Source organism: Serratia quinivorans (assembly GCF_946227985.1).
GTDB classification, from domain to species: domain Bacteria; phylum Pseudomonadota; class Gammaproteobacteria; order Enterobacterales; family Enterobacteriaceae; genus Serratia; species Serratia quinivorans_A.
The window spans coordinates 1,403,953-1,416,841 of sequence record NZ_CAMKGL010000001.1 but is presented as its reverse complement, the minus strand read 5'-3'; the positions used below and the strand labels follow the sequence as shown (position 1 = coordinate 1,416,841).

The window sequence follows — 12,889 nt, the reverse complement described above, 5'->3', positions numbered from 1 at the left end:
ATGATAGACAAAGTATGGCTTAAACGCACGTATATCACCATGACTCGTTACTGCACGCAGCTTAACTTTGCCCTGTTCAACCAATAATAAACGGTGGTTTAGCTTTATAACAGCACGGGAAGAAATTCCATTGCGTGTTGAAGCGCTGTTTAGCCGTACTTATCAATATTCGGTGTTGACTAAAAACAGGCACATTGGTCACAGAGGTGAAAAAATACAACATATTTCATGGCGTTAATGTGGCAATTCTGGTTTATTTGTCAGGTCAAAATTTTGCTTCCCCGTATAGGGTAAAGGATGTAGCTATGAAGTCAGGCCGCTATATAGGTGTTATGTCTGGCACCAGTCTGGATGGGGTCGATGTGGTGCTTGCTGCGATTGACGGACGTATGGTGGCGCAACAGGCCAGTTACAGCCATCCGATGCCGCTCCAACTGAAGCAGGATATTCTCGGTATGTGCCAGGGCCAGCAGACCACGCTTTCTGCGGTCGGGCGGTTGGATGCACAGCTTGGTACGTTGTTTGGCGAGGCGGTACTTGGCTTGCTGAAGCAAACCGGCGTGGCGGCGCACGACATCACCGCCATCGGTTGCCATGGTCAGACGGTTTGGCATGAACCCGAGGGGGATGCGCGTTTTTCTATGCAGTTGGGCGACAATAATCGCATTGCCGCACTGACCAATATCACCACCGTTGGCGATTTTCGCCGACGTGATATGGCCTACGGCGGTCAGGGAGCTCCGTTGGTACCTGCCTTCCATCAGGCACTGCTGTCGCACCCGGTAGAGCGCCGTATGGTGCTGAATATCGGCGGCATAGCCAATCTGTCGATGCTGTTGCCGGGGGCGGCGGTGCGTGGCTTTGATACCGGGCCGGGCAATATGCTGATGGATGCCTGGATATGGCGTCATCAATCACAGCCTTACGATAAGGATGGTAGCTGGGCGATGGCGGGGCGCGTTTGCTTGCCGCTGTTGCAACAGATGCTGGCCGATCCTTATTTCTCGCTACCTGCACCGAAAAGCACCGGGCGTGAATATTTTAACGCGGCCTGGCTGGAGCGTCAGCTCGCGGGTCTGGCGGCAGTCAGCCCGGTTGATGTGCAAACCACGTTGACGGAACTGACGGCGGTCACCATTTGCGAACAGGTTCAGTTGGCGGGTGGCTGTGAACGTCTGCTGGTCTGCGGCGGTGGGGCGCGGAATATGTTGCTGATGGCACGGATGTCTGCGTTGTTGCCAGGAACCGAGGTTTGTCTGACGGACGATTTCGGCATTAGCGGCGACGATATGGAGGCGCTGGCCTTTGCCTGGCTGGCGTTTCGCACCTTGTCCGGGCAGCCCGGCAATCTGCCTTCGGTGACCGGTGCCAGCTGTGAAACCCTGCTGGGTGGGATTTATCCGGTTTTGCCTTTGGGGAGCCGTTAGCTCTGTTAGGATAGAAATCGATAGATTTCCCTAAGGAGCAACAGCATGAAAAAAATCATTATTGCCGTCGGCACATTGGTGCTGGCCGGCTGCAGTTATGTTCTGCCGCAAAACAGCCAAACCTTGCATTACCAGTGCGGCACCACGCCGTTGACGGTGTCACTGGACGGTAAGGAAAGCACCGTCAGCCTGCTGATGGACGGTGAGCAACTGAAGCTGAAACAGGTACTGGCCATGTCCGGTGCAAAATACAGCGATGATAAGTACACCTTTTGGTCGAAGGGCCAAAACGCCTACCTTGAGCGTAATGGCAAAGTGATTATGAGCGACTGTACGCTGACGAATTGATCCGACAGTTGCGGCGTCAGAGCGATTGAGATCCTGGCGCCGCTGGCGCAGAATAGAATCACGATTTTTCAGTTGGTTGATAACCGAATGATTGAAAATAATGAATTTGATGTTGCGGACCTGCGCCGCGAATATACCCGTGGTGGTCTGCGCCGTAACGATCTGACGGCCAATCCGCTGGAACTGTTCGAACATTGGCTGAAACAGGCCTGTGACGCCCGCCTGGCGGATCCGACCGCCATGTGTGTGGCCACGGTGGACGAAAACGGCCAGCCCTACCAGCGCATTGTGTTGCTCAAACATTTTGATGATCAAGGACTGGTGTTCTACACCAATCTGGGCAGCCGCAAGGCGCAACAGCTGGCGAATAACCCGCACATCAGTCTACTGTTTCCGTGGCACATGCTCGACCGTCAGGTGATTTTTCTCGGCAAGGCGGAGCGCCTGTCCACGTTCGACGTCATGAAGTACTTCGCCAGCCGGCCGAAAGACAGCCAGATCGGTGCCTGGGTATCGCAGCAGTCATCGCGTATTTCTGCGCGCGGCGTGCTGGAGAGCAAATTCCTCGAGCTGAAGCAAAAATTCCAACAGGGCGAGGTGCCATTGCCGAGTTTCTGGGGAGGATTCCGGGTTAATTTCGACTCCGTCGAGTTCTGGCAGGGCGGGGCCAACCGTCTGCATGACCGTTTCCTGTATCAACGGGACGGGAATGACTGGAAAATTGACCGACTGGCACCCTGATCGGTGAAAATCCCCCTTAAGCGCTGGTACTGATGCCGCTGGCGCTTTATTCTATATCCCCTTCATACTTGAAGCTGCATCTGTGTTGGCGGCGTCCGCGCACCCCCAGTCACTTAGTTGACTAAGCTCCTGGGGATTTACGGCCTGGCCGCCTTGATGCAACCCCAATTATTTTGGGTATAGTCGTCATTCTGAATTTAATATTTCGCCAGTGGGCGAAAGGTCGTGTACCGACAAAGGTGCATTCGTTTATACATGGAGTCATTGATGGCAAGCAGCAACTTGATTAAACAACTGCAAGAGCGGGGCCTCGTTGCCCAGGTTACGGATGAAGAAGCGTTAGCAGAGCGACTGGCGCAAGGGCCAATTGCACTGTATTGCGGTTTCGATCCGACCGCTGACAGCTTGCATTTGGGCCATCTGGTTCCTCTGTTGTGCCTGAAGCGCTTCCAGCTCGCAGGCCACAAGCCGGTAGCCTTGGTAGGCGGTGCCACCGGGCTTATCGGTGACCCGAGCTTCAAAGCGGCTGAGCGCAAGCTGAATACCACCGAAACGGTGAACGAGTGGGTGGATAAAATCCGCAAACAGGTTTCTCCGTTCCTCGATTTCAACTGCGGCAGCAATAGCGCGATTGCCGCTAACAACTATGACTGGTTTGGCGGCATGAACGTGCTGACCTTCCTGCGTGACATCGGCAAGCATTTCTCCGTCAACCAGATGATCAACAAGGAAGCGGTGAAGCAGCGTCTGAACCGTGACGACTCCGGTATTTCTTTCACCGAGTTCTCCTACAACCTGTTGCAGGGCTTCGACTTCTCCGAGCTGTACAACCGTCATCAGGTTGAACTGCAGATTGGGGGTTCCGACCAGTGGGGCAATATCACCTCTGGTATCGATCTGACCCGCCGCATGCACCAGCAACAGGTATTCGGCCTGACAGTGCCATTGATCACCAAGGCTGATGGCACCAAATTTGGCAAGACCGAAGGCGGTGCAGTCTGGCTGGCACCAGAAAAAACCAGCCCGTACAAGTTCTACCAGTTCTGGATCAATACCGCCGATGCCGACGTGTACCGCTTCCTGAAGTTCTTCACCTTTATGGATCTGGCCGAGATCAATGCGCTGGAAGAAGAAGACAAGAACAGCGGCAAGGCTCCTCGTGCCCAGTATGTGCTGGCGGAAGAGGTGACCGGTATGGTGCATGGCGCGGAAGGTTTGGCTGCCGCCAAGCGTATCACCCAGAGCCTGTTCTCCGGCGCGCTGCACGAAATGACCGAGGCAGACTTCGCTCAATTGGCGCAGGACGGCATGCCGACCATCAAGCTCGATGGTGATGCCGATCTGCAACAGGCGTTGGTTAACGCCGAACTGGTGCCTTCACGCGGCCAGGCGCGCACCATGATCGGTTCCAATGCGGTGACCATCAACGGTGAAAAACAGTCCAACGCCGAATACAGTTTCAGCGATGCCGATCGCCTGTTTGGTCGCTACACGTTGCTGCGTCGTGGCAAAAAGCATTACTGCCTGGTCGATTGGCAGTAAACAAAGTTGCAGCAAAGGGGCCCTCAGCGGCCCCTTTATTTTTAGGGCCTCAGAGCAGGTTTTTGATGAAAAACATTCTATCTATTCAATCTCATGTGGTTTTTGGTCATGCGGGCAACAGCGCGGCAGAGTTTCCGATGCGCCGCATGGGCGTTAACGTCTGGTCGCTGAACACCGTGCAATTTTCCAATCATACTCAGTACGGCAAGTGGACCGGTTGCGTGATGCCGGCCAGCCATCTGACGGAAATTGCCCAGGGCATTGCGGATATAGATCAACTCAAGCACTGCGATGCGGTGCTGAGTGGTTATATCGGTTCGCCGGAGCAGGGCAGCCATATACTGGAGATTGTGCGTCAGGTTAAGCAGGCCAATCCCAACGCCTGGTACTTCTGCGATCCGGTAATGGGGCATCCGGAAAAGGGCTGCATTGTGGCACCGGGCGTGGCGGAATTTCATTGTCAGCAGGCGTTGCCGTGCAGCGACATGATTGCGCCCAACCTGCTGGAACTGGAATTACTGAGTCGGCGTACCCTGACCAACGTAGAGCAGGCGGTAAGCGCCGCACGCGAGCTGATTGCCAAAGGGCCGAAGCTGGTGCTGGTCAAGCATCTGAGCCGTGCCGGTTATAATATCGACTGTTTCGAAATGCTGCTGGTCACGGCTAGCCAAGCCTGGCACATCAGCCGTCCGCTGGTGGACTTCGGCGAGCGTCAACCGGTGGGCGTAGGCGACCTGACCAGTGGTCTGTTGCTGGTTAATTTGCTCAAAGGGGTAGCGTTGGACAAAGCACTCGAGCACGTCACGGCGGCGGTGTATGAAGTGATGCTGACGACCCAGGCAATGGGTGAATATGAGTTGCAGGTGGTGGCGGCTCAGGAGCGTATTGTGCAGCCGGGCTGCGAGTTTAAAGCGGTAAAACTGTAACGCTGACGACAGAGCGCCCCGGCTATTCTCACCGCCGGGGCGCAGGTATTATTTCAAGCCTTCCGCATTCAACGTCGCGTCCACCGCAGGTCGTGCGGCCACGCGATCAAAATAGGCCGAAAGCTGACTGCGCTTTTTGATATCAAACTGCAGGGCGATGGCCCAGCGCAGAATGGTGAACAAATAGGCATCCGCCACGCTGAACTTGTTGCCCAACAGGAAATGCTGCTTCGCCAGCACCGAATCCAGATAGTCGAACTGCTTGTCCAGTTTTTCCCGCGCGATGGTTTTATATTCTTCAGGCGTTTTCGAGTTAAACAGCGGACTGAATCCCTTGTGCAACTCAGTGGCAATATAGTTCAGCCATTCAATTGCATGATAACGCGACAGCGTACCCGCAGCGGGGATCAGACCGCGATCCGGCACGCGATCCGCCAGATATTGCACAATTGCCACGCCTTCGGTCAGCAGACTGCCATCATCCAGCAGCAGCGCCGGGACCTGTCCTTTCGGATTGATGGTCAGATAGTCCGCACCGCTTTCGGTCTTTTTCAGCGCCAGATCGACCTTTTCTGCGGTGAAGTCCAGGCCTGCTTCGCGCAATACAATATGGGGGGACAGAGAACAGGCGCCGGCTTTATAGAACAGTTTCATCGAAAGCTCCTTGATAGTGATAAGTGACAGGCATGCTTAACCTCTGATCCTAGTCCTATAACGTCAAAATTACAGCGCCTTAATCGACAAATTTAACTTATCAGTGCGGCTTGCGGTTGCAACTGCGCCAGGGTGTCGGCAATTTGCTGCTGCAACGCTTGCGGCACGGCTTGCATTGGTGAGCGTAGTTCGTTGCGGATCAGCCCTTGCTGCGCGAGTGCGGCTTTTACCGGCGCCGGGTTAGGGAAGCTGAACATCTGGTGGATCATCGGCAGCAGGGCATAGAAGTTGGCGCGGGCGGCAATCAAATCGCCTTCTGCGACCTGTTGCACCAGTTGTACAAAGCGCTGTGGATGAATGTGTGCAGAAGCCGAGATTGCACCGGTGCCACCCAGGCACAGCGTAGTCAGGATCAGGTTATCCTCACCGGTCAGCACGTCGATTTCACCGTCATTAATCAGTGCCATCATGGTGTCAGGATTACCGCTGCACTCCTTTATTGCTTTTATCCGCGGATGACGCGCGATCTGACGCAGGGTAGCCAGTTCGATAGTGATACCGGTGCGTTGCGGAATGTTATACAGGATCACCGGCACGCTCGAGGCATCGGCAAGCTGGGTAAAGTAGTCCACCAGGCCACATTGTGACGGGCGAATATAATAGGGGGCCGGGATCAATACGCCGGCAATATCACGCAGCTGTATGGCTTGCTGCATTTGCAAGGTGTCGACCATGTTATTGCCGGACAGGCCCATGACCACCTGATGAGCCGGGGTGACGGCCAGCACCGCGTCGAGCACCGCCAACTGTTCGTCCTGGCTTAACGCGGCTGCCTCACCGGTAGTGCCGCAGACCACCAACCCATCGACGCCGGAGGCAATAAGATGCTGAGCCAGCCTTTGGGTGGCCGGCAGGTCGACAGCATGATGATTAAATGGGGTAACCAGCGCCACCCAAATACCGGAAAATGAGGCCATAGTAAGTTCCTTCAGTGCGAGCAATAAGAAGCCAGATAAGAAAACAAGCGAGGAGACGATGCGCTGATAATGAATATTCTGCATGAGGCTGTCAATTTACAACCGCTTGATAACAGGGTTAATCATGATTAAGCAGCACGGATGAGTTTGGCTAATAAAATGGGGGAATTAAAAACCCCGCCTTGGCAGGGTTTTCTGGGGTTAACGCGGACGGCGGGTGCTGTTGATCGAGGCGGTCCAGTTGAAGGTTTCGCCAGTGGGTTGAATGCGGTTGGCTTTACGCTCGGCCCGGGTGGCTTTTTCAATTTTCGCACGGGCGGCGGTGATCCGCGCCACTACTTCGTCCTTGATCTTGTTATTTTCGGCGTTGGTCAAGGCTCTGCCGAGGTTTTTGCGTGCCTTGTCCAGCTCGGTTTTTACTTCACGTTGCTCGCTTTCCGTCATGTCTTTCAGCGTCAGTTTTTTCATCGTTATAGCCTGGTCAATGAAGATGTTTGCCAGTGTACCGCAATTCGCTGGCCGAAGATGCCGCTGCCGTAACCTAAATACCGGGTAGGGTGAGCCAGCCTGTCACATTTCTTCCTGCAGCTCGCTGAGAAAACGCCGCATGCGCTCGGTGCGTTCCAGCGCCATTTTCTTGCCGGTAGCGGTTTGAAAGCCTTCCTGCAGTTTGAACAGTTTGGTTTCGAAGTGATCCAGACAAAAACGCTTGTCGTCATATTGTCGTTGCTGCGCCAATGGGTCGGCGGCATCGTACAGCGCGCTGCGCATGCGCCCGCCAATATAGAAACAGCGCGCCACGCCAATCATCCCGATGGCGTCCAGGCGGTCGGCGTCCTGAAGTATTTTGGCTTCCAGCGTTTCCGGGGTAATGGCGGCGGAGAAACTGTGGGCCTCGATAGCATGGGCGGTTTTGGCGATTTCCTGTGGCTCCCAGCCCAGTTGCGTCAACATCAGAGTGGCTTTTTCCGCCGCCATGCGCGAAGCCAGATGGCGCTGTGGCGAGTTCTTTTCCACCGCCACACAATCATGTAACAGCACGGCCGCACAGAGCACGCGGCGGTTACCGCCTTCTTGCTGGCTGATAGTGTGAGTATTTTTCCACACCCGGTGTAAATGCGCCACGTCATGTGAGCCATCATCGGAGTCGAGAGTCAGTGGCAACAGTGCCTGGGCCAATTCCTGATGCGGTGAAAACGGCTGCAGCAATTCCTGCGCCAGGGTTGAAAAATGCACGCTATGCTCCTTATAGGTGGGAAACCTAAAACCATAACAGCCGTCGATGAGGCCGTTATGACAGATCGGTAAAAAAATTGTTTACTGTACTGCAACAGACTATTGCCATAATCACGGTTTTTGTGCCGGAATAAGCAACTTACAATGGTCGCATTCCGGTCATCCCCGCTTGGTGTAAGCCTGTGTCTGCGGGGTATGGCTGGAATATCCCGTTCATGCTACCGGAGAAACCCCATGCCAACGAATCTTGAAATTGTACGCGCTACCTATGAAGGCGGCAGTGCCGAAGAGAATGGCCGTAACCTGTTGGCGGCACTAGCGCCCGACGCAGAGTGGACCGAAGCCGCAGGCTTTCCCTATGCCGGAACCTATATTGGTCCGCAGGCGATATTTAACAATGTTCATCAACGTCTGGGAACGGAATGGCAGGGCTATCGCGCCGATGTCGACCACTTTTATGATGCCGGTGAAAACGTGATTGCCCAGGGCTTCTACCATGGTACCTATGGCGCGACCGGCAAATCATTTACCGCATCCTTTGCGCATATTTATCAGCTGCGCGCCGGGAAAATCATCAAGTTTGTGCAAATCGTTGACAGTGCAAAAGTGCTGGAGGCCATGCAGGGCTAAAGGCCGCTGTGTTTGCCAAATTTGCGATCGTATTCCCGTCGGTAACCGCGAGCCTTGTTGCGATCGCGGATCCACAAATAGCCACATACCAGCGCGACGGCGCCTGAAAAGGTGATGTTGCGCATATCCCGGTCATAAAAATACACCAGCACTGCGTCCGTCGCCGCGATAAAGGCAATCCATTTGTACATATGGGATTGTCGTCGCGTGGCGGCGTTGAGGCGCTTTAACTGTCTGGCTTCGTGCATAACCGGCTTTTGCTGCATAACGTCTCGTCGGTAATAAATTTCTTAGGGGTAAATTAGCAGAAGTTTCCCGATGGTGGTAAAGACAAACGTGCGCCATGTCGGTTTTTATAGGGAGCATTTAGCCGTCAATCTTATAACGCCACTACAGCCTCGATCTCCACGCTGACCAGCGGCGAGAACAGTGCGCTGACCGCAACCAGGGAACAGGCCGGCAGCGCCCCATCAAAATAATCAAACAATACCGGCCGTATGGCCGCTAGATCGCCGATATCGGTTAAAAATACCGTGATTTTAATCAGCGCCTTTAAATTTGTTCCCTCGTCGGCGGTGATGGTCGCCAACTGGTCAAGAATGGCCTGCGTCTGTTGTTGCGTGGTTTGCCCTTGCGCCTCGGTGGCAAATGCCGTCAGGCCGGAAATGTACAGCGTATCACCATGACACACGGCATGGACATAGGGCCCACCCGGTGTGGGCAACTGTGGATAATTAATGCGTTTTAATGATGTCATGGTAAAAACCCCGAAAGATTAATTAAAAAAGTAAACAAACTTGGCTAGGATGGAGCGATGAACATCGGAAGTACGCTGAGATTTATTGTTTTCTAATAATATCACTAACATTCATTTCTAACTGTGAAGGATGCTTCAGGGTAATGAATCAGGCTTTAATTCCCTATATGCAACGCTGGCAGTTGCAGCCCGACGGTCAGGCATTTGAAACTCACAGCAGTCTTCTGATGCCGGTACGCTATCAGGGGGCCGCCGCCATGTTGAAAATTGCCCGCGAACAGGAAGAAAAGTTCGGTGGGTTATTGATGTGCTGGTGGCAGGGTGAGGGCGCGGCGCGAGTGCTGGCCTGGCACCAAGACGGCATTTTGTTGGAGCGTGCCCAAGGCCACCTTTCGCTGGCGCAGATGGTACGCGATGGCGAAGATCGACAGGCTACGGCGATTTTGTGTCAGGTAGTTGCCCGTCTGCATGCGCCGCGCGCCGAGCCTTTGCCGGAACTTATTCCCCTGGATCAGTGGTTCAACTCACTGTGGCCGGCGGCACAGGCGCATGGCGGTATGTTGCGACTCAGTGCCACCGTCGCGGCTGAGCTACTGACCAGCCCACGCGAACAGAGGGTGCTGCACGGCGATATTCACCATGACAACGTGTTGGACTTCGCTGAGCGTGGCTGGTTGGCGATCGATCCCAAACGTCTGTATGGCGAGCGTGCTTTCGATTACGCCAATATCTTCTGCAACCCCAACTACGGTATCGCCACCGATCCTGATATTTTCCTTTGCCGGGTCGAACAGGTCTGCCGGTTGGCCGGACTGGATCGCCAGCGGCTGCTGCGGTGGATCCTCGCCTGGGCCGGATTGTCCGCGGCCTGGTTTATGGAAGACGGCGAGGCGGCGGATATCGATTTTCGCGTCGCGGAGCAGGCCGCCCGTGCGTTGGGGCTTTCGCTACCGGAAGGGGATTCAGGGTTCATCCTGCCAATAATCGAGCGAAGCTGAAGGGCGTTGCACATAATGCACCGCTTTACCCTCATGCAGCGCTGTCGCCTGAAACTTGCCGGAGTCTGGATATTCCACCAGTTCGGGCTGTTCGCGGGTACTGATGGAAAGGTATTTCAACGGCGCTTCTGACGTATTGATGATCTGATGCGGGTATTCCGGCCCCGGCGGGATAAAAATTACGTCGCCGCTTTTGATCGGCAGTTGTTCTCCGGCAACCCGTAAGGTACCGGTCCCCTCCAGCACGATAAACATTTCTTCCTGCGCATAGTGGAAGTGATAAGGGCAGGAACGCATGCCCGGCGCCACTATATCGATAGACGCACCCAGCTTGCCGGCGGCGGTGCCGGTACCCAAACGGGCACCAAGGCTGTCATACAGCGGTGGACGGGAGTCGTGTATTTTTTCAACCTGTTCGAAATTACGGATCAGGCGCTGGGCTAACAGCGTGGCAGGGTTATTCATGTCCATCCTCGTGACATTGTCACTTAATCGTTAACGATGGCGATGGAAAAACCATCCCAACCTTTGCTGCCTACGGTTTGTAAGGCAGTAGCGCTGAGACGCGGTTCATTCGCCATCATGTCAAAAAAACGTCGTACGCCCTGAACCCGATCGTCAGTGCTGGCGGTATCGGTGACCGCACCATCGCGCACCACGTTGTCGCCGATGATCACTGTACCGGTGCGTGACAACGCCAGAGCCCAGCGCAGATACGCCGGATTATTAGGCTTGTCGGCATCAATGAATATCAGATCGAAAGGCGCATCTTGCGGTAATTGTGGCAGGCTGGTGAGGGCTGGGCCAACCCGCAACTCAACCTGCTCACTCAGTCCGGCACGAGCAATATTTTGCCGGGCTATGTCAGCGTGGCGTTCATCGGCTTCCAGAGTGACCAACGAACCTTCAGATGGTAACGCACGGGCCAGCCAAATGGTGCTGTAACCGCCTAACGTCCCGATCTCCAGAATGCGCTTGGCATTTACCATACGGGCAAACAGGTGCAGCAGTTTTCCCTGATTCGGTGCCACGTCGTGTTCAGGCAAGCCTGCCGCAGAGTTGGCGTTCAGCGTCTGTAATAATGCTTCATCTTGAATGACCAGTTTGTCGACGATATAAGCGTCAACACGGGCCCAGCGGTTATCGTCTTGCATTGTTCACCTGTTCCTGATGGCCATACCAACCTGGTCGGCGTTTGGGCTGTGGCCAGAACAGTGCGGCCTGGCCTCCGTCTGGGATCTGCCACACCTCGCAGTCATAAATGGTGAAGGTGTCGCCGAATTTGTCGACACGCAGGCCACGATATCCCTGTGCAATACCTTGCTCAGTGACCTTATCCAGCAATTGCTGGCGCTCTGCGCGATCCGCAGGGGATGCACTTAAGCGGGAAGGCAGCGCGATAAACTCATCGAATGAATAACCAAAGCACTGCTGTGCGCATTGGTTGGCATAAATAAACACCGGATCGCCGCCGCCGGTGTGGGCCAGCAGGCTGTAGGGCGCTTGTTGATGCAGCCAGGACAATCGTTCGCCGACTGCGGCCTGTGGGCCGGGCAATCCGTCACCTGTCCAGTGGCGGTACGCGGCGTCTATCTGTTGAATCAGGTCAATCTGCGCAGAAGATGGCATAGAAACTCCCTTAACGATCCCTGGAAGGCAACGTTCGCCCCTCACTCAGTTAAGCAGAAGATCGCCAAAGGGGAAAATGGCGCTGGCCTATCCGACGCGCACATTTGTTCCAGACGCCTGGGGAGACATCTGCTATATGAAAGGGGGGCTTAACGAAAATAGGGCGGAGATGAGCAGCTGGATCGAATTAAAGAAAGACCGGCCGACCGGCATAGAGTTGATTCGCGCCCATTTTGGCGGGCATGCGCATGCCTATGATCCCCACTGGCATGATGATTACCTGGTGGGTGTCACCGAGCAGGGCGTGCAGCAGTTCCATTGCCGAAGTCAACGCCATCGCAGTACGCCGGGACAGGTGTTTTTGCTGGAGCCTGGGGAGTTGCATGACGGTGATGCGCCGGCAGAAGACGGTTTCACCTACCAGATGCTGTACCTCAATCCGCAATGGCTGGATCTACAGCTACGCCAGTTATTTGCCGAGGTTCCTGACAGCTTTTGCCTCAGTTTTGCTGCCACGCTGTCTAATGATCGACTACTGGCGCAGGTGACGATGCGGGCTTTCTCGCAGTTACAGCAACAGGCCGAAGGAGAATTACAACGTCAATTTGCGTTGGATAACCTGTTGTGTGGCCTGACCCGGCACGTGCATTGGCGGCGATCGTTGCCGAATGAAACCTCCGGCTATCAGGCGCGGCGTATCCGTGATTATTTGCATGCCAATAGCCATCAGGATATTCGTATGGAAACGTTAACGGCGTTAACCGGGCTGGATCGGTTCCGTTTGACCCGCTTGTTCCGCCAAACTTATGGTTTGCCACCCCATGCGTATTTGGTTCAACTTCGTTTGGCGCAGGCGCGACGGCTGTTAGCCACAGGGGCAAAGCCCATTGACGTGGCAGCACAGCTGGGGTTTGCCGATCAAAGTCATCTGGGCCGCTGGTTCCAGCGTGCCTATCGCCTGACCCCGGCGCATTACCGTAAACTGTGCACAAACCTTCCAGATTAAGCCGTCGCGGCTGGGTAT

Annotated in this window: 17 protein-coding genes; 8 read left to right on the top strand and 9 right to left on the bottom strand. The window is 54.8% G+C overall.

The annotated features are described in order from the left end of the window. Window positions 1-305 precede the first annotated feature (305 nt). The 5 genes from anmK (at window position 306) to pdxY (ending at window position 4,984) form a co-directional block, all read left to right on the top strand. Window positions 306-1,427, top strand: a complete 1,122-nt coding sequence (gene anmK / locus OCH02_RS06560; protein ID WP_261430472.1) for an anhydro-N-acetylmuramic acid kinase — start codon at window positions 306-308, stop codon at window positions 1,425-1,427. A gap of 45 nt (window positions 1,428-1,472) precedes the next feature. Further along, a complete protein-coding gene (locus OCH02_RS06555) occupies window positions 1,473-1,775 on the top strand; it encodes an MliC family protein (RefSeq protein ID WP_261430471.1) in 303 nt (100 codons plus the stop codon). Between the two features lie 87 nt (window positions 1,776-1,862). Continuing rightward, window positions 1,863-2,516 (top strand): pyridoxamine 5'-phosphate oxidase, encoded by a 654-nt coding sequence (gene pdxH / locus OCH02_RS06550; RefSeq protein ID WP_261430470.1) that lies wholly within the window; start codon window positions 1,863-1,865, stop codon window positions 2,514-2,516. 267 nt (window positions 2,517-2,783) lie between these two features. Beyond that, window positions 2,784-4,058, top strand: coding sequence for a tyrosine--tRNA ligase (gene tyrS / locus OCH02_RS06545; RefSeq protein ID WP_261430469.1), 1,275 nt, complete (start codon window positions 2,784-2,786; stop codon window positions 4,056-4,058). Window positions 4,059-4,123: 65 nt separating this feature from the next. Next, window positions 4,124-4,984, top strand: coding sequence for a pyridoxal kinase PdxY (gene pdxY / locus OCH02_RS06540; protein WP_261430468.1), 861 nt, complete (start codon window positions 4,124-4,126; stop codon window positions 4,982-4,984). A gap of 48 nt (window positions 4,985-5,032) precedes the next feature. Here pdxY and gstA read toward each other — a convergent pair whose 3' ends face one another. The 4 genes from gstA to OCH02_RS06520 all read right to left on the bottom strand — a co-directional run bounded on the left by gstA (window position 5,033) and on the right by OCH02_RS06520 (window position 7,851). After that, window positions 5,033-5,638 (bottom strand): glutathione transferase GstA, encoded by a 606-nt coding sequence (gene gstA, locus OCH02_RS06535; RefSeq protein WP_261430467.1) that lies wholly within the window; start codon window positions 5,636-5,638, stop codon window positions 5,033-5,035. 92 nt (window positions 5,639-5,730) lie between these two features. Then, window positions 5,731-6,615 carry a 4-hydroxy-tetrahydrodipicolinate synthase gene (gene dapA, locus OCH02_RS06530; RefSeq protein ID WP_261430466.1) on the bottom strand — a complete coding sequence of 295 codons (885 nt, stop codon included), beginning with the start codon at window positions 6,613-6,615 and terminating at the stop codon, window positions 5,731-5,733. A 201-nt stretch (window positions 6,616-6,816) separates the two neighbouring features. Continuing rightward, a complete protein-coding gene (locus tag OCH02_RS06525) occupies window positions 6,817-7,083 on the bottom strand; it encodes a DUF3811 domain-containing protein (protein WP_012144954.1) in 267 nt (88 codons plus the stop codon). Window positions 7,084-7,185: 102 nt separating this feature from the next. Next, window positions 7,186-7,851, bottom strand: a complete 666-nt coding sequence (locus OCH02_RS06520) for an HD domain-containing protein (protein WP_099061835.1) — start codon at window positions 7,849-7,851, stop codon at window positions 7,186-7,188. Between the two features lie 234 nt (window positions 7,852-8,085). Between OCH02_RS06520 and OCH02_RS06515 the strand changes: the two genes are divergently transcribed. Further along, on the top strand, window positions 8,086-8,481 hold the full coding sequence (locus tag OCH02_RS06515; protein ID WP_261430465.1) for a nuclear transport factor 2 family protein: 396 nt from the start codon (window positions 8,086-8,088) through the stop codon (window positions 8,479-8,481). Here OCH02_RS06515 and OCH02_RS06510 read toward each other — a convergent pair. Further along, entirely contained in the window at window positions 8,478-8,747 is a 270-nt protein-coding gene (locus tag OCH02_RS06510; protein ID WP_026142356.1) for a hypothetical protein, read from the bottom strand. The two genes, OCH02_RS06515 and OCH02_RS06510, sit on opposite strands and share 4 nt — an antisense overlap. 113 nt (window positions 8,748-8,860) lie before the next feature. After that, on the bottom strand, window positions 8,861-9,238 hold the full coding sequence (locus OCH02_RS06505; protein WP_261430464.1) for a RidA family protein: 378 nt from the start codon (window positions 9,236-9,238) through the stop codon (window positions 8,861-8,863). Window positions 9,239-9,381: 143 nt separating this feature from the next. Between OCH02_RS06505 and OCH02_RS06500 the strand changes: the two genes are divergently transcribed. Further along, a complete protein-coding gene (locus OCH02_RS06500) occupies window positions 9,382-10,236 on the top strand; it encodes an aminoglycoside phosphotransferase family protein (RefSeq protein WP_261430463.1) in 855 nt (284 codons plus the stop codon). Here OCH02_RS06500 and OCH02_RS06495 read toward each other — a convergent pair. Genes OCH02_RS06495 through OCH02_RS06485 form a run of 3 tightly spaced genes read right to left on the bottom strand, consistent with a single transcriptional unit; the run spans window position 10,201 to window position 11,865 of the window. Continuing rightward, window positions 10,201-10,701, bottom strand: a complete 501-nt coding sequence (locus tag OCH02_RS06495) for a cupin domain-containing protein (protein WP_261430462.1) — start codon at window positions 10,699-10,701, stop codon at window positions 10,201-10,203. The two genes, OCH02_RS06500 and OCH02_RS06495, sit on opposite strands and share 36 nt — an antisense overlap. Before the next feature lie 23 nt (window positions 10,702-10,724). Next, window positions 10,725-11,390 carry an O-methyltransferase gene (locus OCH02_RS06490; RefSeq protein ID WP_261430461.1) on the bottom strand — a complete coding sequence of 222 codons (666 nt, stop codon included), beginning with the start codon at window positions 11,388-11,390 and terminating at the stop codon, window positions 10,725-10,727. Beyond that, entirely contained in the window at window positions 11,377-11,865 is a 489-nt protein-coding gene (locus tag OCH02_RS06485; protein ID WP_261430460.1) for an MEKHLA domain-containing protein, read from the bottom strand. Before OCH02_RS06485 ends, OCH02_RS06490 begins: the two co-directional genes overlap by 14 nt. A 169-nt stretch (window positions 11,866-12,034) precedes the next feature. Here OCH02_RS06485 and OCH02_RS06480 point away from each other — a divergent pair, with 169 nt between their 5' ends. Continuing rightward, entirely contained in the window at window positions 12,035-12,871 is an 837-nt protein-coding gene (locus tag OCH02_RS06480) for an AraC family transcriptional regulator (protein WP_261430812.1), read from the top strand. Window positions 12,872-12,889: the final 18 nt, after the last annotated feature.

Excerpts from the sequence above, each read along its gene's own strand:
- anmK (WP_261430472.1), top strand. The coding sequence starts at position 306 with ATGAAGTCAGGCCGCTATATAGGTGTTATGTCTGGCACCAGTCTGGAT.
- OCH02_RS06555 (WP_261430471.1), top strand. The coding sequence starts at position 1,473 with ATGAAAAAAATCATTATTGCCGTCGGCACATTGGTGCTGGCCGGCTGC.
- pdxH (WP_261430470.1), top strand. The coding sequence starts at position 1,863 with ATGATTGAAAATAATGAATTTGATGTTGCGGACCTGCGCCGCGAATAT.
- tyrS (WP_261430469.1), top strand. The coding sequence starts at position 2,784 with ATGGCAAGCAGCAACTTGATTAAACAACTGCAAGAGCGGGGCCTCGTT.
- pdxY (WP_261430468.1), top strand. The coding sequence starts at position 4,124 with ATGAAAAACATTCTATCTATTCAATCTCATGTGGTTTTTGGTCATGCG.
- gstA (WP_261430467.1), bottom strand. The coding sequence starts at position 5,638 with ATGAAACTGTTCTATAAAGCCGGCGCCTGTTCTCTGTCCCCCCATATT.
- dapA (WP_261430466.1), bottom strand. The coding sequence starts at position 6,615 with ATGGCCTCATTTTCCGGTATTTGGGTGGCGCTGGTTACCCCATTTAAT.
- OCH02_RS06525 (WP_012144954.1), bottom strand. The coding sequence starts at position 7,083 with ATGAAAAAACTGACGCTGAAAGACATGACGGAAAGCGAGCAACGTGAA.
- OCH02_RS06515 (WP_261430465.1), top strand. The coding sequence starts at position 8,086 with ATGCCAACGAATCTTGAAATTGTACGCGCTACCTATGAAGGCGGCAGT.
- OCH02_RS06510 (WP_026142356.1), bottom strand. The coding sequence starts at position 8,747 with ATGCAGCAAAAGCCGGTTATGCACGAAGCCAGACAGTTAAAGCGCCTC.
- OCH02_RS06505 (WP_261430464.1), bottom strand. The coding sequence starts at position 9,238 with ATGACATCATTAAAACGCATTAATTATCCACAGTTGCCCACACCGGGT.
- OCH02_RS06500 (WP_261430463.1), top strand. The coding sequence starts at position 9,382 with ATGAATCAGGCTTTAATTCCCTATATGCAACGCTGGCAGTTGCAGCCC.
- OCH02_RS06495 (WP_261430462.1), bottom strand. The coding sequence starts at position 10,701 with ATGAATAACCCTGCCACGCTGTTAGCCCAGCGCCTGATCCGTAATTTC.
- OCH02_RS06490 (WP_261430461.1), bottom strand. The coding sequence starts at position 11,390 with ATGCAAGACGATAACCGCTGGGCCCGTGTTGACGCTTATATCGTCGAC.
- OCH02_RS06485 (WP_261430460.1), bottom strand. The coding sequence starts at position 11,865 with ATGCCATCTTCTGCGCAGATTGACCTGATTCAACAGATAGACGCCGCG.
- OCH02_RS06480 (WP_261430812.1), top strand. The coding sequence starts at position 12,035 with ATGAGCAGCTGGATCGAATTAAAGAAAGACCGGCCGACCGGCATAGAG.